Annotated in this window: 19 protein-coding genes; 16 read left to right on the top strand and 3 right to left on the bottom strand. The window is 58.5% G+C overall.

Going from position 1 to position 21,093, the window contains the following annotated elements:
* Positions 1–183: 183 nt before the first annotated feature.
* Positions 184–1,272, top strand: coding sequence for a potassium channel family protein (locus tag ACYQ15_RS10125; protein WP_459937391.1), 1,089 nt, complete (start codon positions 184–186; stop codon positions 1,270–1,272).
* A gap of 70 nt (positions 1,273–1,342) precedes the next feature.
* Positions 1,343–1,927, top strand: coding sequence for an exopolysaccharide biosynthesis protein (locus ACYQ15_RS10120; protein WP_459937390.1), 585 nt, complete (start codon positions 1,343–1,345; stop codon positions 1,925–1,927).
* A 328-nt stretch (positions 1,928–2,255) separates the two neighbouring features.
* Here ACYQ15_RS10120 and ACYQ15_RS10115 read toward each other — a convergent pair whose 3' ends face one another.
* Both ACYQ15_RS10115 and ACYQ15_RS10110 read right to left on the bottom strand, forming a co-directional pair.
* Positions 2,256–2,522, bottom strand: coding sequence for a type II toxin-antitoxin system RelE family toxin (locus tag ACYQ15_RS10115; protein WP_459937389.1), 267 nt, complete (start codon positions 2,520–2,522; stop codon positions 2,256–2,258).
* Positions 2,513–2,719, bottom strand: a complete 207-nt coding sequence (locus tag ACYQ15_RS10110) for a hypothetical protein (RefSeq protein WP_459937388.1) — start codon at positions 2,717–2,719, stop codon at positions 2,513–2,515. Before ACYQ15_RS10110 ends, ACYQ15_RS10115 begins: the two co-directional genes overlap by 10 nt.
* 132 nt (positions 2,720–2,851) lie before the next feature.
* Between ACYQ15_RS10110 and ACYQ15_RS10105 the strand changes: the two genes are divergently transcribed.
* From ACYQ15_RS10105 to ACYQ15_RS10060, 10 genes are all read left to right on the top strand, one after another.
* Positions 2,852–2,977: a hypothetical protein gene (locus tag ACYQ15_RS10105; RefSeq protein WP_459937387.1), complete on the top strand. Its 126-nt coding sequence runs from the start codon at positions 2,852–2,854 to the stop codon at positions 2,975–2,977.
* A gap of 301 nt (positions 2,978–3,278) precedes the next feature.
* Positions 3,279–3,734: an RrF2 family transcriptional regulator gene (locus ACYQ15_RS10100; protein ID WP_459937386.1), complete on the top strand. Its 456-nt coding sequence runs from the start codon at positions 3,279–3,281 to the stop codon at positions 3,732–3,734.
* 12 nt (positions 3,735–3,746) lie between these two features.
* Complete coding sequence (locus tag ACYQ15_RS10095) at positions 3,747–5,123, top strand: cytochrome ubiquinol oxidase subunit I (RefSeq protein ID WP_459937385.1); 1,377 nt, start codon at positions 3,747–3,749, stop codon at positions 5,121–5,123.
* 211 nt (positions 5,124–5,334) lie between these two features.
* Positions 5,335–6,363, top strand: coding sequence for a cytochrome d ubiquinol oxidase subunit II (gene cydB / locus ACYQ15_RS10090; RefSeq protein ID WP_459937384.1), 1,029 nt, complete (start codon positions 5,335–5,337; stop codon positions 6,361–6,363).
* Between the two features lie 698 nt (positions 6,364–7,061).
* Positions 7,062–8,723 (top strand): thiol reductant ABC exporter subunit CydD, encoded by a 1,662-nt coding sequence (cydD, locus tag ACYQ15_RS10085; protein WP_459937383.1) that lies wholly within the window; start codon positions 7,062–7,064, stop codon positions 8,721–8,723.
* Positions 8,720–10,432, top strand: coding sequence for a thiol reductant ABC exporter subunit CydC (cydC, locus tag ACYQ15_RS10080; RefSeq protein WP_459937382.1), 1,713 nt, complete (start codon positions 8,720–8,722; stop codon positions 10,430–10,432). Before cydD ends, cydC begins: the two co-directional genes overlap by 4 nt.
* A 27-nt stretch (positions 10,433–10,459) precedes the next feature.
* Positions 10,460–10,675 (top strand): DUF1538 family protein, encoded by a 216-nt coding sequence (locus tag ACYQ15_RS10075; protein WP_459937381.1) that lies wholly within the window; start codon positions 10,460–10,462, stop codon positions 10,673–10,675.
* Between the two features lie 5 nt (positions 10,676–10,680).
* Entirely contained in the window at positions 10,681–11,001 is a 321-nt protein-coding gene (locus tag ACYQ15_RS10070; protein ID WP_459937380.1) for a P-II family nitrogen regulator, read from the top strand.
* A 624-nt stretch (positions 11,002–11,625) separates the two neighbouring features.
* Positions 11,626–11,865 carry an HU family DNA-binding protein gene (locus ACYQ15_RS10065; RefSeq protein ID WP_459937379.1) on the top strand — a complete coding sequence of 80 codons (240 nt, stop codon included), beginning with the start codon at positions 11,626–11,628 and terminating at the stop codon, positions 11,863–11,865.
* Positions 11,866–11,961: 96 nt separating this feature from the next.
* Positions 11,962–12,204 carry a hypothetical protein gene (locus ACYQ15_RS10060; protein ID WP_459937378.1) on the top strand — a complete coding sequence of 81 codons (243 nt, stop codon included), beginning with the start codon at positions 11,962–11,964 and terminating at the stop codon, positions 12,202–12,204.
* Between the two features lie 141 nt (positions 12,205–12,345).
* Here the strand turns inward: ACYQ15_RS10060 and ACYQ15_RS10055 are convergent, their stop codons facing one another.
* Complete coding sequence (locus ACYQ15_RS10055; protein WP_459937377.1) at positions 12,346–13,098, bottom strand: energy-coupling factor ABC transporter ATP-binding protein; 753 nt, start codon at positions 13,096–13,098, stop codon at positions 12,346–12,348.
* Positions 13,099–13,179: 81 nt separating this feature from the next.
* Between ACYQ15_RS10055 and ACYQ15_RS10050 the strand changes: the two genes are divergently transcribed.
* The 4 genes from ACYQ15_RS10050 (at position 13,180) to ACYQ15_RS10035 (ending at position 21,084) form a co-directional block, all read left to right on the top strand.
* Complete coding sequence (locus ACYQ15_RS10050) at positions 13,180–13,305, top strand: hypothetical protein (protein WP_459937376.1); 126 nt, start codon at positions 13,180–13,182, stop codon at positions 13,303–13,305.
* A gap of 1,133 nt (positions 13,306–14,438) precedes the next feature.
* Entirely contained in the window at positions 14,439–15,902 is a 1,464-nt protein-coding gene (locus ACYQ15_RS10045; protein ID WP_459937375.1) for a response regulator, read from the top strand.
* Positions 15,899–20,494: a transporter substrate-binding domain-containing protein gene (locus tag ACYQ15_RS10040; protein ID WP_459937374.1), complete on the top strand. Its 4,596-nt coding sequence runs from the start codon at positions 15,899–15,901 to the stop codon at positions 20,492–20,494. The genes ACYQ15_RS10045 and ACYQ15_RS10040 overlap by 4 nt, the downstream gene beginning before the upstream one ends.
* Before the next feature lie 461 nt (positions 20,495–20,955).
* Complete coding sequence (locus ACYQ15_RS10035) at positions 20,956–21,084, top strand: hypothetical protein (RefSeq protein WP_459937373.1); 129 nt, start codon at positions 20,956–20,958, stop codon at positions 21,082–21,084.
* The last annotated feature ends 9 nt before the right edge of the window (positions 21,085–21,093 follow it).

Below are 21,093 nucleotides of genomic sequence, written 5' to 3'. Positions count from 1 at the left end.
GGCTTTCAAAAACTTGCGGCAAGCATGCCCTGGATTCCCGCCTTCGCGGGAATGACTTGTTTTCAATGCTGTCTCCGGATTAGTCATACCCGGGAAGGCGGGTATCCAGTCCGATTTACTCGGATGAGCTGAGTAGTTGCAAACAGTGCTTGCTCAGCCAAAAAAGAAGACGAAGGACGCTACATGGATTGGATACTTTATACCCTGGGCGCACTTCTGGTCTTGTGCGCGGCGGTGGATGTTTTCCTGACGGTGTTGTACGCCCGCAGCGGCGTCGGGCTGCTTTCTCCGGGAGTGAACCGCTGTGTCTGGTACCTGTTCAGGAAAACGGGCGGCTTGGTTCCCCGTCGCAAGCACTTGGTCCTGTCCCTCTGTGGACCGACAATCATCGTTGTCCTGACACTTCTTTGGATCGTTCTGCTCGTCACCGGATTCGCCCTGATCATCTGGCCGCAACTGGGAATCAGCGTGGTCTCGGACAATGGCCCGACACCGACGGGTTTCCTTGTCGCCTTGTATTACAGCGGTTATTCATTCTCAACGCTGGGAACCGGAAACATCATTCCGGACAACGATTTGTACCGTATCCTGATGGTCGTCCAGTCCGTAATCGGTTTCTCTTTTTTCACGCTCATCATCACCTGGTTTCTGAGTTTGTTTGATGCCTTGCGGCAGCGGAACTCATTTGCCGTGTCCCTGCACGGAAAGACCCTGAACTCCGGGGATCCCGCCGAATACGTCTCGCGGCTGGCCGTTGATCAAGAGCTGATCTTCGCCCAGCAGCAATTCACGGAAATTTCGCTTCACCTCACCACCATTCAGGAATCGCACCACTTTTATCCGGTTCTGAAATATTTTCGCTTTTCAAAAGCACTGTACAGCATGCCTCGTATCCTGTTCATCAGCCTGGATACGGTCAGCCTCTTCAAGACAACGCTGGATGACCAGCGATATGCCCCTCAGATTCGCGGAGCCGCTGCGGAAGAGTTGTGGAGTGGCGGCATGTCTCTGCTTTCGTTTTTTTCCGGGGCAATGCTTTCTGAAAATTTAGGATCACCGTTTGAGCAGAAGGCAACTTCCGAGCCTGCGGACTGGGAAGCACACTATCAGAGAGTCCGGGCTCGAATGCAGGAATCCGGTGTCCCGGTACGGCAAGACCCCGAACTCGGCCTGATGGAATATGCCCAACATCGCAAGCAGTGGGAGCAGGGAATCATCGCTCTCGGTGAGTTGATGCTCTTCGAAAAGAATGAGATTGTGCGTGAAGCGTGACGATTGCGGCAACCATAGAGGTCCTTCAAGGTGCCATGACAGGTGATCGGAGTTCGGAACAGGACGAAAAATGGCGCATGAATTGGAAAGCATCGAGGAAATGCTGGACAGGATCTCCGAAATTGAAGGGGAGGACGACAGGATTTCTCTGGGTGCCATCACCGAGGCCGTGGGCAGCCGATCTTTCGGACCCTTGATGCTCACGGTCGGCTTCTTCATGGTATCGCCTTTGAGCGGAATGCCGGGGATGCCGACGACCATGGCCACCCTGGTGCTGTTGATTGCCGTACAGATGATTATCGGCAGGAACCACTTCTGGTTGCCCGCATGGTTGTTGCGGCGTTCCATTCCCAGGAAAAGGCTGAACAAGGCGATGTCCTGGATGAAAATGCCGGCGCGCCATATCGACCTTCTGCTCAAACCGCGATTTGCGATTCTGGTCCGATCCTTCGGAACCTATGCCATCGCCGTCTCCTGCCTGATCATTGCCGCGGGCATGCCGATCATGGAACTGGTGCCATTTTCCGCCTCCGCCGCGGGCGTCGCCGTGGGCGCCTTCGGCCTGGCCCTGGTTGCCCGCGACGGCCTGGTCGCGCTTTTCGCCTATCTCTGGACGGGCGTCAGCGTCGTGCTGATCATGAGGTATATTTTCTAGCACCCAACGCATGACATCAAAAACAACAATGCGGGATGAGAGACAAGGCATGCCTTGTCTCTACGTGTCCACGTACATCCTGTCCCATGCGATCGCGAGGCGTGGGGACGCAATTATGTAGAGACAAGGCATGCCTTGTCTCTACGCGCGTTCAGGCTGGATGCGGATGCGGGTGGTTGGGGTTGGAATATTGTAGAGACAAGGCATGCCTTGTCTCCACGCGTTTTGGGCATCCAGGCAGAGCCGGCAAACCATTCCGAATTGCCCTTAACTGCTCAGGGTGAAGTAGGCAAGAAGAAAAAACGAAGGCGTTTGGTTCTTCAGTAAACTACAAGCGATTCATAAGGGTGTTGTATTCTTCATGGGTGCCGATCCAGAACCAGACTATTTCATTTCCTTCCCTGTATCCAATAGCCCTGTGGTGATAACCGACATCCACTGTCCATACATTACCTTTCTTTGCAAAGCCTAGCGAAGGATGATGAGGATTATCCTTGAAAAGTTCAAACTTATTGTCGGCAAGTCGTTGAATATCCTCCTGTAACTTCTTGTACCCTTTCCAAAAATCAGGATGGGTATAACAAATCAATCCCACTGGACGCATTTTCCTTGAATAAAGTCAGCTTTCACCTTCTCAAGAAGCTTATGCCCAGGGCCACCTGCTTGGAAATCTTTTTCAATCTCCTGATCCCAGATTTTTCCATCCATTGAACTGAACCATTTAGACAGCTTGATCTGATCGTCATACGGCAATGCGACGATCTCTTCCTGAATTCTCTCTAAAGTAGGCATGCTAGGCCCTCCTTTCAAATCCCAAGATTACAGACACCTCCGCAATGCTGTCAACGCAAAGACATGTCTCTCTGCGGGTGATATGAAAAAGTTCTATCTATAATCTTGACGAACCCAGAATAGGCGAAAAAGATGGCGCATGAACTCGAGAACATCGAGGAGATGCTGGACAGGATCTCCGCAATTGAAGGGGATGACGACAGGATTTCCCTGGGCGTCCATCACCGAGGCCGGGCAACCGATCATTCATACCCTTGATGCTCACGGTCGGTTTCTTCATGGTATCTGTTTTTGCCGGGAACGCGAGGCTCTGCACTCGCGATTTCTGAAGAGCGTGTGCGGAGTCCCGCGTTCCCAGGTATGTTTGTGCGGCCATGCTCCAAGGTGCTCCAAGGCAAGACAAGTCTGCGGGATGGGCTGCAAGTTCGAGCATTGACCGGGTTGTCGTCCAATTCAGTCGAGTTGTTCCAGACAATTGCATCTTCTTCTTGACAGGAATCAGTGGCGCCTATATGAGACAAAACAAGTCCGATTTGTCCTGTATAGGGGGTTGCAATTCATGATGTTGACCAAGGCGGGGGAATACTCGGTTCGGTGCATGCTGTTCCTGGCCGGCAAGCAGGAACAGGACATCGTCCTGAAAAAAGATGTATCGGAAGCAATGCGGATTCCCGTATCGTTCCTGGCCAAGATTGCGCAGAACCTGGCCAAGGCGGGGTTGATTCAGATTGTGCAGGGCCCGCGGGGCGGATACCGGATGCTCCGGACCCCGGAAGAGGTGACCCTGCTGGAAGTGATCGAGGCGGTGGAGGGCGAGATCTTTTTGAATGAATGTCTTTTCCGCCCGGACAGCTGCCATCGCAGTGTGTTTTGCGGAGTGCATCGAGTCTGGACGGACGCTCGGGAAGGGCTGCGTTCAACCCTGAGCGTTCCGCTTTCCGATCTGCTTTGCGCGGAAGATAATCATCGTCCGCGGGGCGGTGGTGATCATAATGGCTCTGATACTGTAACGTAAGGAGGTAAGGCGGTGGATGTTCTCTTGTTGTCTCGATTGCAGTTCGCTTTGACCACGTTTGTGCACTTTATCTTCGTGCCTCTGACTCTGGGGCTTTCCATTCTGGTGGCCTACATGGAGTTCAAGTGGATCCGCACGGGGGAAGAGGTCTACAAGCGGATGGCCAAGTTCTGGGGAAAGTTGTTTCTGATCAACTTCGCCCTGGGCGTGGTCACCGGGATTGCCCTGGAATTCCAGTTCGGAACCAACTGGTCCCGCTATTCGGCCTATGTCGGGGATGTTTTCGGCTCCCTGCTGGCCATTGAAGCGACTCTGGCCTTTTTCCTGGAATCCACCTTTCTGGCGGTCTGGGTCTTCGGCTGGGACCGCATCTCCCCGAAACTGCACAACCTCAGCATCTGGCTGGTGGCTTTCGCGGCCAGTCTGTCGTCCTTCTGGATCCTGATGGCCAACGGCTGGATGCAGAACCCCACCGGTTTCGTGATCAACGGGAACCGCGCCGAACTGGAAAGCTTCTGGGCCCTGATCACCAATCCCTTTGCCTGGCAGCAGTTCCTGCATGTCCTCTTTTCCGCCTACGTGCTCAGCGGCTTCTTCGTCCTGGGCATTTCCGCCTGGCATATCGCCCGGAAGAGCAATGTGGACTTTTTCCAGCGCTCGTTCCGCATCGCCGCCCCCTTTACACTGGTCTTCGCCCTGGCCCTGGTGGTGCAGGGGCACCACCACGGTTCCACGGTGGCCAGGTACCAGCCCGCCAAGCTGGCGGCCATGGAATCCCACTGGGACACCATGACCCGGGCGCCGCAGTATCTGTTCGTGATTCCCGATCCGGCCAACGAGCGGAATCTGGTGCAACTGCTGCCCGTGCCGGGAGGTCTGTCCATGTTGGCCTACCACTCCTTCGACGCCGAGGTTACGGGGCTGAAGGACATCCCCAGGGAAGACCGGCCCCCGGTGATGATGACCTTTCTCTCCTTCCGGACCATGGTCGCCCTCGGTTTTCTCCTCCCTGCCCTGGCGGCATGGGTCTGGATCCGGCGCGGGGATCCACAAGCTTCTCCGCTTTTGCTGCGCATTCTGCCCTGGGCCATCCCCCTGCCGTACATCGCCGTGCAGCTGGGCTGGATTGTGGCCGAGATGGGCCGGCAGCCATGGATCGTGAACGGTCTGATGCGCACTGAGGACGCATTTTCCGCCGGCATCTCCTTCGGTCAGGTGGCCTTCTCCCTGACGCTCTTCGTGATGATCTACTCCCTCCTGGTGGCGCTGAACGTGTTCCTGTTGTCCTATCATGGCCGCAAGGGGCCGAAGTCGGTGCGGGAAAGCAGCGAGGACGAACAGGCCCAGGCCGAGGCGGTGGGGTTGCGGCCGGAGACGATCCCGGCCTAACGGGAGTGGTTGATGAAGCGGATCTACTCAGCAGATTCGATGCATGCTCATTCACCTGCGCTGGATTCCGACTTTTGCCGGAATGACTTGTCTCAACATGCCTTTCCATGTTTGTCACACCGGCGAACGCCGGTATCCACGCCTTTCTTCGAACTTTGCTGAGTTGGACACGATGGAACTTCAATGGACTTGTTAAGAGGAGAGTGATGATATGACGCTGGAAACAACCTGGTTTATTTTGTGGGGTGTGCTCTGGGCGGTGTATTTTGCCCTGGACGGGTACGATCTCGGCCTGGGAACCCTGATGCCGTTTTTGGCCAGGGACGATCGGGACCGGCGGATCATGTACAATGCGGCCGGACCGTTCTGGGACGGGAACCAGGTCTGGCTGATCACCGCCGGCGGGGTGACCTTCGCCGCGTTCCCGGCCACCTACGCCGCCCTGTTCAGCGGGATGTACACGGCCCTGATGCTGCTGCTGTTCGCCCTGATTCTGCGAGGGATTTCCTTCGAGTTTCGGCGCAAGGTGGATCACGATGCCTGGCGCAGAGTCTTTGACGGCTTTCATATCGCAGGCAGCTTCCTGCCGGCCCTGCTGCTGGGCGTGGCCTTCGCGAACATCTTCCAGGGGATTCCCTTGAACGGCGAGGGCATCAACGAAGGCGGGATTCTGAATCTGCTCAATCCCTACGGACTGCTGGGCGGCGTGCTCTTCGTGCTGATGTTCACCCTGCACGGGGCATTGTGGCTGGGCGTCAAGTCCGAGGGGCCCATTGCGGATCGGGCCGCGGCCATGGCCGAAAAGCTGTGGGTGGCCTTGATGGTTGCGGTGGTTCTGTTCCTGGTGATGACCGCCTTTGTCACGAATCTGTTCGTCAACTACGTCAACAACCCAGTCCTGTTCGTGATCCTGCTTCTGGCCGTGGGCGGCCTGGTCACGGCACGAGCGGCCCTGGGCAGGCGGGCCATGCTCAAGGCCTGGACCGCATCGGCCGTGGCCATTGTCAGCGTGACCCTGTTCGGCGTGGTCGGTCTCTTTCCGACCCTCTTGCCTTCGACCATCGATCCGGCCTACAGCATGACCATCGCCAATTCGGCGTCCAGCCCGCTGACCTTGAAGATCATGCTCGGGGTGACCCTGGTTTTCATTCCCCTGGTTATCATTTACCAGAGCTGGCTGCATGTGACCTTCGGCTACAAGATCAAGGACGAGCATCTGGCATACGAAGAGGCGTACTGACGGCGGAACCTGGCCATGCTCCCGCGGTCACGACCTGATCCAGCCGCGGGCGCCTACATGAATCATCATTGCAGGAAGGCGGCTGGAAATCGGCCGCTTTCTCTTTTTGGACCAACATTTGTAACTGCCCAAAAACTTGCAGCAATGCAACGCGGCAAATCCTGGGAGCGCCCGGGAGCGCCGCACCCCAGTGCGGCAACGGAGTAACGCACTCAGGCAAAGTTCCGGCTGGAACATGGCCCCCGTAGCTTGGTCACGAAACTCGGCTTGCTGGGAATTTTGCATAGAAACATCTTATGGTCCGACCTTTGGGCAGTTACGTTCAATGTGCGTACACCGGGAATTTATCAAAGACGGTTTCGATGTTTATGGGTGTTTTTGCCGGGATCACGAGGCTCTGCACTCGCGATTTTTGAAGAGCGGGTGCGGAGCCCCGCGTTCCCAGGTTCCCGAATGCAGCCCTGGGCGCTCCAGCGCCCAGTTATTCAGGGGTTGAAGAAAGACACGAGCTTGGTCCCAGGGTAGCGTCGCGAACGCCGCAACCCTGGGCTATGTGACTGAATCCCGCTGCGATTTCAGGAGACAACATTTCTAAGTTCCCGGAGAAAACACTTCAAATGCGTAACGATCCGTTTCCGGGCGTAAAAGTGTCAACCAAATCCGACGACATGAAACATTCCCTTGAGCGGCAGGGTTCCTTGAAACCCAAACAATGGCTCCCCGCCGCGGCCCGGCAGGTGCAAGGCCAGTTGCTGCTCGCGGTTTCGCTGGGCTTTCTCGCCGGGATCGTGCTGATTCTGCAGGCCGGGATTCTGGCCTTTGTGGTGCACGAGGTTCTTTTCGCCGGGCGGGGGCTGGCTGACCTGCTCGGGCCGGTGCTGGCGCTGCCAGGCCTGATGCTGGTGCGGGCCGCTCTGGTCTGGGGTGGGGAACAACTGGGCTTTCAGGCCGCGGCCCGGGTCAAGAGCGGGATCCGGATGCAGCTCTACGACCATCTGCACGCCCTGGGGCCGGATCGTCTGCGGGCGCGATCCAGCGGGGATCTGGCCCATTACCTGACGGACGGGGTGGAAGGGCTGGAAGCGTATTATTCCAGATATCTGCCCCAGGCCGCGACGGCGGCCCTGATCCCCGTGGCCGTGCTGGCCTTCGTGCTGCCACTGGATCTGGTCAGCGGACTGATTCTGCTGTTCACCGCGCCGTTCATCCCCTTTTTCATGATTCTCATCGGCAAGCGGGCCGAGCGGATCAATCAGCGCCAATGGCGGCGGCTGGCTTCGCTCAGCGCCCGTTTCCTGGACAGCCTCCAGGGCCTGACCACCCTGAAGCTGTTCAACGCCACCCGCCGGGAAGCCGAAATCATCGCCCGGATCACGGACAACTACCGGGAAACCACGGTTTCCGTGCTCAAGATCGCTTTTCTTTCGGCCCTGGTCCTGGAATTTCTGGCCACGGTCAGCGTGGCCGTGGTGGCCGTGATCATCGGCTTCAAGCTGCTCGCCGGAACCATGTCGTTCCAGACGGGGTTCTTCATTCTGCTCCTGGCCCCGGAATTCTATCTGCCTCTGCGCTCCCTGGGCGCGCATTACCATTCCCGGCTGTCGGCCATGGCCGCGGCCCAGGGTTTGGTAGCCCTGCTGGCGGAGCAGCCGCGCACGCTGGAAGAAGGAAAGCTCCGCCCGCAATGGGCCTCCGTCCGAATGGAGATCGCCGGTGTCAGCTACGGTCATGGCCGCGATTCGATGGTTCTCCATCAGGTCAACCTGGGCATCCCGGCTGGAGCACTGACGGTTCTGGCCGGCCCCAGCGGCGCGGGCAAGACGACCCTGCTTCGGATTCTGCTGGGCACGGTCGCGCCGGATGGGGGACGGGTCCTGGTCAACGGCGCGGACCTGGGCGAGGTGGACCAGGAAGCCTGGCTGCGCCACGTGTCCTGGATGCCCCAGAATCCCTTTGTCCTCCAGGGAACCATTCTGGACAACATCCTTCTGCATCGCCACGGCGAACCATCGGAGGATGACCGGCGGAAACTGGAGGCCGTGGCGGCATTGACCGGGCTGGACAGGGATCTGGCCTCTCTGCCTCAGGGATGGCGAACCCGGGTGGAGGAAGGCGGCGGCGGATTGTCCGGCGGGCAACGGCAGCGTCTGGCCCTGACCAGGGCCCTGTGCAAGGAGGCGCCGCTGCTTCTGCTGGACGAACCCACGGCCCATCTCGACGCGGAAAGCCGGGAAACGGTTCTGACGGCACTGCGTTCCCTGGCGGGCAAGCGGACCTTGGTGGCGGCTTCCCATGACGCCCGGCTGCGGGAGTTGGCGGACGTGGTCCTGGAACTTGTTCCGCCCGGGGGTGAGTCATGAGCAAGTCCACCGGAAAACATGGCCGCGAGTTCCGGCTGCTGTTCTCCATGGCCCGCGCGAAATGGCCCTGGCTGCTGCTGGGCATGATCTGTTCCGTGGTCACCGTGCTGGCGAACATGACCCTGCTGAGCGTGGCGGCCTGGTTTCTGGCTTCCATGGCCCTGGCCGGCGCTGCCGGCGGGGTATTCAACTATTTTCTGCCCGCGGCGATCATCCGGAGCATGGCCATTGTGCGCACCATCGGCCGCTACGCCGAACGGCTGCTGACCCACGACGCCACCCTGCGGCTGCTGGGCGATCTGCGGGTCCGTTTTTTCGAGCGCCTTGTACCCCTGGTTCCCGCCGGACTGGGGAAGATGCACAGCGCGGACCTGTTCAGCCGGCTGCGGGCGGATATCGATCTCCTGGACAACTTCTACCTGCGGCTGCTGCTCCCGGTCGGAGCAGCCGTCTGCGTGGGGACCTGCGCTTTTGTCTTTTTCCTGGCCTTCGATCCCGGTTTGGCCCTGGGCTTGGCCTTCTTGTGGCTGCTGGCGGGAGCGGTCCTGCCGTGGTTCTGCCTGCGGATGGGAGAAGGGCCGGGAGCGGAGCAGATCCGGACCGCGGCCCGGATGCGCTGTCTGGTGGTGGACGGGGTGCGGGGCATGGAGGAGTTGATGGTCTTCGGCGGCCGGATCCGGCATCGGGAGCTGGTCCGGGAGGCGAACCAGGGCCTTATCGAGCACCAGAGGCGCTCGGCCCGGCTGGAGAGCTTTGCCCAGGGCGCGGTGGGGCTGGCCTCGGGCCTGGCCATGTGGCTGGTGCTGCTGATCGGCATTCCTCTGGTTGCCGAAGGAGCATGGGCGCCGGCAACCCTGCCCATGCTGGCGGTGCTGGCCCTGGTCAGCTTCGAGGCCATTCAGCCGCTTCCCGGCGCATGGCGGATGTGGGGCCAGATCCGGGCTGCCACGGGAAGGATATTGGAGGTTACCGAAGCCCGGCCTCCGGTGCGCGAGCCGGTTCAACCGGCGGTTTTGTCAGAAGGAAACGACCTGGTGATCCGCGACCTGTCCTTCACCTATCCCGGTCGCGGGGAACCAGTGCTGCGAAACGTGCATCTCGACCTGCCCCAGGGCCGCAGGGTGGGCATTGTCGGGGCCGCGGGCTCGGGCAAGACGACCCTGCAACAGATCCTGCTGCGGTTCTGGAAGTACGATCAGGGCGATATCATGCTGGGCGGGCGGGAGCTGCGCGCCTGTTCCGGAGAGGACGTCCGGTCCAGGATGGCCGTGGTGTCCCAGCACGTTTTCCTGTTCAATGCGAGCATCGGCGAGAATCTGCGCCTGGGCGATCCCCATGCCACGGACGCCCGGCTGCTGGAAGCAGCGCGCACGGCCCGTCTGGAGGAATTCATCCTATCGCTGCCGAAAGGTCTGAAGAGCCAGGTGGGGCAGTTCGGCGCCAGGCTGTCCGGGGGACAGTCCCGGAGATTGAGCGTGGCCCGGGCCCTGCTCAAGGACGCGCCCATCCTGATCCTGGACGAACCCACCGAAGGCCTGGACGCTGCGACGGAATCCGCGTTCTGGCAAGGCCTGGAGCCGGTGATGCGCGGGCGCTCCGTGCTGCTGATCACCCACAGACCGGCGGGGCTGGAATACATGGACGAGGTCTATCGACTGGAGCAGGGGCGGTTGGTTGGCTGCATGGTCGCGACAGATCCAGATCAATAAACAAGCGTTTGTTTTTTATATTCCTATTTGCTAAGGGTATGCTGGCTGCTGGTCCCCCTCGCGGCTTTGTTCGGGTTCTGGCTGACCAGGGCCGAGCGCGCGGAGAACATTCTTTGCACCCAGGTGGAGCGAACGACAGCCGGCTCGATCCAGGCAAGATATCTGGCATTGGGCATTTGCCTTTGCGTCGCTGTTTTGCTCGTCGGCCTGGCATTTCAGCGAAACCTTGAAAAAGGAGGATGAGAAGAGTGCCTTTAATGGACAAGAATTTTTCTCTGGTTGTGGCCATCGTCAACCCCGGCTACAGCGAGGAGGTGATCCGCATTGCCGAAGAAAACGGGGCCAGCGGTGGAACAATAGTCTTTGCGAGAGGAGCAAGCATCAGGTCGCAGGCCAGCCTGCTCGGAATCCCGCTCGAGCCCCAGAAGGAGGTCATCTACGTGGTCAGTCCCCGGGAAATCGTTTCTGACCTTTTGAAGAAATTGAACAAGGCATGCCATTTGAGCGAAAAGGGATTCGGTTTGGCTTTTGCCTTGCCGTTGGATGCGGTCACCGGCCTGGATCTCTGAAAAATTGATATAGAATCAGCGTTCGGAACAGAGCTGTTTCTCTGCGCGATCCGGGGCGAGGATGATTACGTCCCCCACCGGGGATACGATTATCCAGCCCCAGAGATCGCATCGTCCTCCCTCTATGCCGTAAAACCTTCAAGCGGCCAATACTCAGAATTTGCGGTAAAGTGTTGCAGTTCACTCTCCTTCACTCCTCGTCCGCACATGAAAGCAGCTTGCAACAGTCGCTGAACTGAAGGGCAGCTTTTTTTGACCGTTTCCCTCATCCTGGCCCGAAGCACCGGCCCCTTTCTTTCTCTTTCGAAAATTTTCCAACTTTTGCACTGCCATTTCCCAAATCGCAAGACAAGGTTCTCACCCATGGAGAATCGAAAGCCGGCATGACAGTCGGTTGTGCCGCCAAAATCCGTGATTTCAGGTACTCAGTGAACCACACGGCTTGGCATCCATTTTGAAGTTCCAGTGGCAGCGAGGTGAGCCAAAGATAGGATTTTGGATCAACAGCCTCGAAAGCCTCCGTATCCTCGAAGGCTGCTGATCAAGAGCTTGTTCAGGAACGGTTCGGCTTTGTCGCGTCGCAAGGGGACACATCGCTTACACTGCAACCCGGGAGGATTCACCATGACTGATAAAAGCCCATACATCAAAGCGTTGAAGGAAAGTTTGCCGGACGTGGTCACGGATGACGACATCGCGGAAAACATGCTGGACATCGTGTTCCATGTTCCCGTGAAGGCTCTTGAAAACGGGGATTCCGTGGAACTTCCAAAATTGGGCCACATTGATATCGACCGTTCCGCGGGAGAAAATTGTCTTTGTTTCAAGCCTTCCGATGAGTTGATTCAAAGCCTGGGAAGGTAGGAGATGAATCGGCGGCTGACGGCTCGGCTGCCCTCACGCCATGGGATGGCAAAGAGACGATGATTGTCGTCCTGGTAAAACGAAGGAGAACTTACGATGATCGAAAAAAGAACATATATCAATGCGTTGAAGGATGGACTTTCGGAAGTGGTGAAAGATGACTCCACTGCGGAAAAAATCGTGGACGCCATTTTTTCCGTGCCGGTCAAGACCCTGAAAGACGGCAATGCCGTGGATCTTCCGCAACTGGGCTCCTTGAGCATCGATAAAGGCCAGGGTGATGATTTCCTGACCTATCATCCGGAAAATGCCCTGGTGAAATGCGTGTTGAAACAGTAGGCTTGGCATGAGAGCATCAAAATAACCCGCGTCTTTCGAGATGCGGGTTTTTTTGCGCCGAAATTCCAGTGCCAGGCGAATAACGGTTGCCTTGCCTACGGCAAGGGTTGATCAGCACGAAACGTTGTCAATCAAGGGGAATCAATGTTTGTGCGGCAGGCAGTGGGGAATCAGGGAGTGGGGTTTTTCCTGGCCGTGAGCCGTCATCAGATCCTCGTCGGCCATGATTTCAAGGGCCGGACCATCGGCGACGATCAGCCCCTGATCCATGAGCACGACCCGTTCGCAGACTTCCAGGACCATTTCCAGGTCGTGGGAGGCGATGAGCAGGGTCTGGTCGCCCTGCTTGAGCAGGTTGATCAGCCGGCGTCTGGCGCGGATGTCCAGGCCCGCGCTGGGTTCGTCGTAAATGAGCACCCGGGGCTGCATGGCCAGGGCTCCGGCAATGGAGACGATGCGTTTTTCGCCCTCGGAAAGGTGATGGACGGGACGCTGGGCCAGATCCATGGCGCCCACCGTGACCAGGGCATCCCGGACCCGCTGGTTCACCTCGTCGCCGGACAAGCCCATGTTCTCGGGTCCAAAAGCCACATCCTCCCACACGGAAGGACAAAACAACTGATCGTCGGATTTCTGAAAAACCAGGGCCACTTGCGGATTGAAGCTGCCGCTGGTCACTGGCTTGTCCAGAACCAGAACCTGGCCGGATGTCGGCTTGAGAATGCCGCAGATGGTCATGAACAGGGTCGTCTTGCCCGCCCCGTTCGGCCCGATCAGCCCAACGCGCTGTCCGGGCAAGACAGTTAGGTTGAGATCCCGAAGCACATCGGGATTGTCCGGGTAGGAGAAGCAGAGGTTGTGGAGCGCTATTGCGGAGGAAGGTTGTTGGGACATCGCAGGTAGAGAGTTTTCATGTTCTTGGGATTGCCTGTTCCTAGAGTGTGGTTTTGCAAGCCGCAAAAGGATTTATGCCGGATGCGCGAGGATGGCAATGAAAATGAAATGGAAAACGATGGTTCAGTCTGCCGGAACGGAAGAGTCTTGATTCATGGCCTGCTATTTGCTGAAAACGCTGCCGATTTTGTCGCTCAACATCATTGAATTGTTGATCCTGGGGTTATGCCCTTTGCAAAAAAGAAAGTCTGAGTTGGTTTTACCACAGAGGGCACAGAGGACACAGAGCAAAGAAATGGAAAGCTCCTCCTTCCGTGCTCATTGTGGTGAATTATATCCTAACCCGTCGTAGACCCCGAGTCTGTTGGGCCGAGTCTGTTGGGCAGGGTAGCGTGGTAAAGGCTTGGCCAGATACGTCATTCCGGCGAAAGCCGGAATCCAGTGCTGGAGAATGATCATGCACCGTATGTGCTGAGTAGTTACTCGAAATCGAGATCGAAATCGTTTTGAAACTACTCGAAATCGAGATCGAAATCGTTTTGAAACTACTCGATTTCGATAGCGATTTCGATTTCGATAAGTGCCGGCCCTCCGCCGGTGCATTGAGTATCCCAGCAGGCTGGGTTCCCTGTTTTGGGACGGCTCGAAACTCCCTCACCGGCCTCGTCACTTCAAGTCGTTGCGACTGAAAACACGATGTTATGCTTTTTGCGGCCGGCCTCCGCTCATCTTGATCGTTACATGCCCCCATTCCGGATCAATCAGGTGAAAATGATAATGGTTCACATACGGCCAAGGCGTTTGCGGCGAAGATGAGGCGCAAGGCTGGCTGGAAGCCCTGCTGGCCCGGCACCAGGCCCAGGCTTGATGAAATCCCCGCTTGGGGCGTACGCCGACTTCTCAATATCAACCTATTGTGAACAATCCCTTCTGCGTGTAACGACTCAGCCATAGAGTAATGCTTTTGCCGGAGTCGGAATAGGTCTCGGCATTGAAAACGCGCAGAGGCGGCGCTGAATGGCTTCAATTTCGATTCCGCCCCCGACTCCGATCCCGTTTGCCGGAGCAAGAGTGAACACAAAATGTGCTGAACAGGTACAAAGCATTTCATGGTAAACAAAATGTATCTACTCAGCATACATTTTTCCTCCGATAATCGGTATCGGAACGGTATCGAAAACATTGGATTTCCCTCACAAATGGCCTCGCTTCGATACCGACCCCGATACCGGTGTCAAACTCGGCAACAGCATGAGTTTGCGGAATAGTTACAACAAAATATGCCATCTTCCCTTCAAAAGGCTGTTGGCGCAAGGAGCCTGGCCTCTCCATGGAGATCGATGATGTTACATACAGATCAACAGCCCCGGGTGCTCCTGGTGGACGACAATTCCGACAATCTCAGTATGCTGATGAATCTGCTCAAGGACCACTACGTGATCCAGGCGGCCAGGGATGGCACCCGGGCATTGGCCCTTGCTGAAAATATTCCCCGGCCGGACATCATCCTTCTGGACGTGATGATGCCGGATATGGACGGTTACGAGGTCTGCCGAAGGCTCAAGGCCAATCCGGTCACCCGGTCCATCCCCGTGATTTTCATCACGGCCCGCACCGCGGCCAGAGACGAGCATTACGGGCTGGAACTGGGGGCCGTGGACTACATTACCAAGCCTTTCCATCCGGAGATCGTCCTGGCCCGGCTGCAAAACCACCTGGAGCTGCAACGCACCCGCAATGATCTGCAGAAACTGTCCCTGGCAGTGCGCAACAGCTTGGCGAGCATCGTGATTACCGATCTCGACGGGACCATCGAATATGTCAACCCGGCCTTCACCGAGACCACGGGTTATACGCTCCACGAGGCCCTGGGCCTGAACCCCCGGGTGCTCAAATCCGGTCGCCATGACGACGATTTTTATGCCGACATGTGGCGGACCATCGCCGCGGGCCAAGCCTGGCGGGGCGAAATCCTGAACCGAAAAAAAAACGGCGACCTGTACTGGGAAACGGCATCCATCTCGCCGGTCCTGGATGACGACGGCATGGTCGTCAACTATGTGGCCGTCAAGGAGGATATTTCCGACCGCAAGGACCATGAGCGGCTCAAGGAGGACGTGGACCGGATCATGCGCCATGATCTGCGGAGTCCCCTGAGTGGGATTATCGGCCTGGCCGGGGTGCTGCTGCAGGATGAAGCCATTGCCGGGGAGCAGCGGGAAATGCTGCGGTTGCTCGAAGAGTCCGGGCAGCGCATGCTGCGGATGATCGACAACTCCCTGGATCTGATCAAAATGGAGACCGGGGCCTACCAGTATCTCCCGCGACGGGTGGACGCCCTCGGCGTGATTCGGGAGGTTCTGGGCAACCTGCGATCCAAACTCCAGGCCAAATCCCTCAGAGAGGAAGTGACACTGGACGGGCGTCCGGCCGTGGAGCCTTTCTGGGTGGGGACCGAGGAGCGCCTGCTGTTCTGCATGCTTAGCAACCTGTTGCTCAATGCCGTAGAGGCCTCCCCGGATGGTGAAACCATTGCCGTGGAGCTGTCCCAAAAGCCGGTGCCGACTCTGCGCATCCGCAACCGAGGCGCGGTCCCGGAACCTGTGCGCGAAAACTTTTTCCAAAAATACAAGACCCACGGCAAACAGTACGGCACCGGCCTGGGCACCTATTCGGCCAGGCTGATGGCCGACACCATGGGCTACGGACTGGCCATGGAAACCTCGGATACGGACAATTCCACGACGCTGGTGATCACCGCTGTTGACGGTGAGACACTGCCGATCTGCGCGTTGGAGCCATGATCCCGCGACGGCCCTCCCGCACCCGGTGCTTCCCCCCTGCCCGCCAGCCGGCTCTGCTTTGGTCCGGCTCGGGCAGAGGACCGGCTGGTTGGCTGCCGGCCTGTCTTCAGACCTGTCTTTTGGTCTGTCATCTGGTCTGGCTTTTGGCCCTGTTGCAGCTCCCAACTCCAGTCTGGGCCGGAGAAGATCCCCAGCGGGTCCGGCTGACACCGACCGAACAGGCTTGGCTGGAGCGCAATCCGGTGATCACCCTGGGCTCCTCCCTGGATTTTCCACCAGCCGTGACAGGCCGCGAGAGCGGACAGTGGAGGGGAGCCCTCCCGGACATCCTGGATTTGCTCAACCGCAAGATCGGCGCAAACATCCAGCTTCGGGTGGGACCGTGGGCCGAAGTTGTCCAACTGGCCGAGCGGGGCCTGCTGGACGGGCTGGCGCCCACCGTGCCGTTGCAGGCTCGACAGGAAACATTTCAGTTCAGCCACCCCCTGTCCCAGACCTACTATTCCATCTACACCCGTTCCAAAGACCTCGACCAGTTTCGAGGTTTGGCGGATCTACGGGGCCACCAAGTGGGCTATATTGATCGGTCCGATCGTATTGCCGAGCTGCTTGGGACCCATCCGGACATCATCCCCGTGCCCTTGCCGGATCTGGAAACGCTGACCATGGCGCTTTTGAGTCGGCAGGTCGACGCAGTGGTGGCTGCTGGATATCTGGAAGTATGGCGGCGACAAAACCTAGTCTACGGTTTTACGATGGCCGGGATCATCCCGGAAAGCCTCTCTGACATGGTCTTTTCCGTCCGTGCCGACCGGCCGGAACTGCTTTCCATTTTGAATAAAGGCCTGGCCGCCATCACCCTTGAGGAATTCCAGGCCATCCAGCAGCGCTGGCTGGGAGTCGATGTGCTCACCGCGCGTTCGGCTGCCCTGGATCTGACCCCTGAAGAACGGGAATGGGTAGCCCGCAATCCGGTTTTCACCGCGGGGGGCACGGACAACCCGCCTTACGTCATGCAGGGCCGGGACGGGCGGATGACCGGGTATGTCATTGATTTTCTGCACTTGATCAGCTCCCGGGCCGGGCTGGAACCGCGGTTTGAGTACGCCCCCCTGCCCGAGCTGCTGCGCATGGTGGAAGAGGGGGACCTGGACACGGTCATGGGAATGCTCTGGACTCCGGAGCGGGCTCAAGCCTACAGCTTCTCCCCCCACAAGGCGACACTGACCATGGTCATTTTCGCCCGCAAGGACGATCCACGCATCACTTCCCTGGACTCCCTGCACGGCAAGCGCATCTCCTCCAGCGCTGGCTTTGCCCTGCAGGACTTGATGCAGACAGAGCTGCGCGACGTGAAGATCGTCCCGGCCAGAGATCCGATCCAGATGCTGCAGTTGGTGGACGCCGGTCAGGCCGATGCCGCGATATACGATCTGCACAGCGGAACCTACATTCTCCGGAGCAACTTCTTCAACAATTTGGAAGTCAAAGGCATTGCCGAGTTCCAGGGCCTGCCCGACCTGCACGGCCACATCTACATGATTCGCAAGGATCGCGATCTGCTGGAGAGCGTGCTCCGCAAAGCCTATCTGAGCCTGGACGAGCCGGAAAAACAGCACGTCTGGGAACGCTGGTTCGGTCGGCAGGGGGGACCGCGCCAGGTTTTCAGCCGCGAGGAACATGAATGGCTGAGCCGCCGAAAAGTGTTGCGCTACGGCTATGACCCGACCTGGGCACCGGTGGAATTCACCGCCGCGGACGGCAGCCACCAGGGCATTACCTCGGCCTATCTGAAGCGCCTGGAAGAGCTCCTGAACGTCCGCTTCGAGCCGGTGGCTTTCTCCAATTGGAGCCTGGCCGAGCAGGCCCTGCGGGAGGGCGAGGTGGATCTGCTTCCGGCCATGGCCGGCACCCCCCAGCGATTGCGGGATTTTCTGTTCACGAATCCCTATCTGTCCATGCCCGTGGCCATTTTTTCCAAGACCCAGTCCGCCTACCTGGGCAATCTGCAGGCCCTGTCCGGGAAAAAAACCGCCGTGGTCCAGGACCATGCCAGCCACAAATGGCTGGACCAGGACTATCCCCAACTGGAGCTGGTTCCGGCCATGAACGTCGCGAACGCCTTGCGCCTGGTGGCCAGGGAACAGGTCTTTGCCTACGTCGGCAACCTGGTCACCACCAGTTACTATATCGGCGCCACGGGCCTGACCCAGATCCGGGTGTCCGGGGAAACCCCGTACACCTACCACATGGCCATGGCCGTACGCCAGGATCAGCCCGAACTGCGCTCCATCCTCCAGAAAGGCCTGGACGGCATCCCGCAATGGGAACGCGATGCCATCTACAACGACTGGATTTCCATCCGCTACGCCCACGAGGTGGACAAAACCCTGCTCTGGCAGGTGTTGGCCGCGGCAGCGACCCTCATCCTGCTGTTCACCTTCTGGAACCGGCGCCTGGCCCGGGAGGTGTCCTGGCGCAAACAGGCTCAGGCCGGGCTGCGCCAGAAGCAGCAGGAGCTGGAAGCGGCCCGGGACCAGGCCCAGAAGGCCAACCAGGTCAAATCCGATTTCCTGGCCAACATGAGCCATGAAATCCGCACCCCCATGAACGGCATCCTGGGCATGGCCGGCCTGCTCCTGGAGACGAACCTAGATGCCGTCCAGGAGCGTTACGCCAGGCATATCAAGCACAGCGGGCACCTGCTGTTAAGCGTTGTCAACGACATTCTCGACCTGTCCAAGGTCGAGGCCGGCAAGCAGGAGATCCGGGTGCAGGATTTCGACCTGGACGATCTGTTGCAAAACTGGACATCCGGGGCCATGGGGGCGGTCCAGGACAAGGGGCTGGCGTTCACTTGCCACGCGGAACCCGACGTGCCTGCCCGGCTGCGCGGCGACCCCTTGCTGCTCACCCAGATAGTGAACAACCTGATCAGCAATGCCCTGAAATTCACGGACCAGGGGGAAGTCCGCGTCCGTGTTTCCCGGATTCCGGAAGAGGAGCACGCCGCGCTTTCCAGCCCCGCCGTGGGGACAGCGGAACTGGTCCCCCTGCGCTTCACGGTCCGCGATACCGGTCCGGGCATTCCCGAGGACATGCAGCCCCTGCTGTTTGACAATTTTTTTCAGGTGGATTCCTCGGCATCCCGCAAGCACCCCGGAACCGGCCTGGGCCTAGCCATCAGCAAAAAACTCACGGAACTGATGGGCGGTGGGATCAAGGTCCACAGCATACCGGGCCAGGGTGCGACGTTCAGCGTTGATCTGAACCTGGAAAAGGCCCACGGAGCCCTGGAGCCGATACAGGAATCCGCCCATCCGGACACCCTGGCGGCCCAGCTCGGGCTGATCCGCGGAGCGCGCATCCTTGTGGCTGAGGACAACGAGATCAACCTGGAACTGGTGGTCACGCACCTGCACAAGGCCGGAATGATCGTGGACAAGGTCCGCACCGGAGCGGAGGCCGTCCATGCCGCGGCCACAACCCCGTACGATCTTATCCTGATGGACATCCAGATGCCGAAAATGGACGGCCTTGAAGCCACACGGCGGATCAGAGAGGCGGAGGAAGAGAATGCCGGAATGCTGCAATGCTGGAATGTCGGCACCCAAGGCCGGACAGAACAATCCGAAACGCTCCCTGTATCAGCACCACCAACATTTCAGAATCCCAGCGTTACAGAATTCCAGCATCCCAGAATCCCGATCATCGCCCTGACCGCCCATGCCATGGACGGTGACCGGGAAAAAAGCTTGGTCGCGGGCATGAGCGGACACCTGACCAAGCCCATCCAGCCCCTGGAACTCATGCAAACCCTGGTGGACTGGATCCCGCCGGGTGAACGGGCGGCGGAGAGCGAGTCGGACATTTTGGGCCGGCGGTCTTTGCCCGAGGCTTCCGGCGACCTGCCATCCTTCGATGCTCCAGGCATCGATGTCCCGACAGCCCTGGCCAGGACCCTGGGCAACCGGAAGCTGTACCGAAAATTACTGGCCAGGTTCCCGGCCCAGCATGCCCATTTTCCGGAAGACCTGGAACGCCTGCTCCAGGAGGGCCAACTGCAGGACGCCCAGCGCCTGGCCCACACCCTGAAAGGTTCCGCCGCCAACCTGGGGATGGACGATCTGGCCCGGAACGCGAAGGTGGTTGAGGCCCTGCTGGCCGATCCGGTGCATGATCGGTCCGCCCTGCATCAATCGTTCAATGACCTGCGCTCTTGCCTGGACACGGTCCTGACCAGCCTGCCCCGGCTGCTTGCCGATCTGGCGCCGGGAAACGAATCCGGCAACGAACCGGAAGCTGAGCCTGTCCCCCCGTCCCAGCCATCCACATCCCCCACGCCGAATCACCCTGACCCGCTCACCATGGCCAGAGCCCTGACGCTGACCCGCGAAATCCTGGACCTCCTGGACCAGGATCAGCTTCAGGCCCAGACCACACTTGAGGAACTCCGGACTCTTCCCCTCCCCACGTCCTTTCTTGATCAGGCCGGACAGGCCTTGGAATTCCTGGAGGATTTCGAGTACGAGCCCGCTCGTCACGCCCTCCTGAACCTGGCGACTCGGCTCCAGGAAACCGCTGAACAGTAACCCATTTTTTTGCATATTGTCAGCAAAATGCCGGCAGATATCATGACTCCCAAGTTTTCAACACCCAACCAACGTGACTTGACCGGTATCGTATTGAAGTGGGACCGAAGACAGGCACAAAAACTCAAGGCAGACTTGGCAATGTTCACACACTGTTGCCCAGTGTCCTCGTTTCAAATGAACCTGATCAAAAGAGAAAATCGAGGCGGTTATGAACCCTGATGCGCTGTCCCGAGTCTTGATCGGGGACGGCATGCCGGACAATTTGCAGTCGTTGATGGTCACGTTGCACCGTCACGCCTACAGTCCGCAACCATGTCAACGCACAGAGGTTTCATGAAGATCAGCGAGTAAAATTGAAGGAGATGCTCTGGACCATGCTTTTGTCCCGTTTCAAATTGCGCAGTATTTGATTCCAATGTCCTGATTGGATGAATAACTCTTGAAAAGGGGGTTCTGACATGAGTGCGAAGCCCATTTTCTTGATCTTTCCGCCCGAAGGCTACGCCGACTGGCTGGCCGAGCTAAAAAATCGCATTCATACGGCCCAACAACGCGCCACTCTGGCGGTCAATCACGAACTGATATGACTCTACTGG

The organism is Desulfonatronum parangueonense (genome assembly GCF_054656975.1).
The sequence above is the reverse complement of the archived record's forward strand: the minus strand, read 5'-3'. Positions and strand labels throughout refer to the sequence as shown.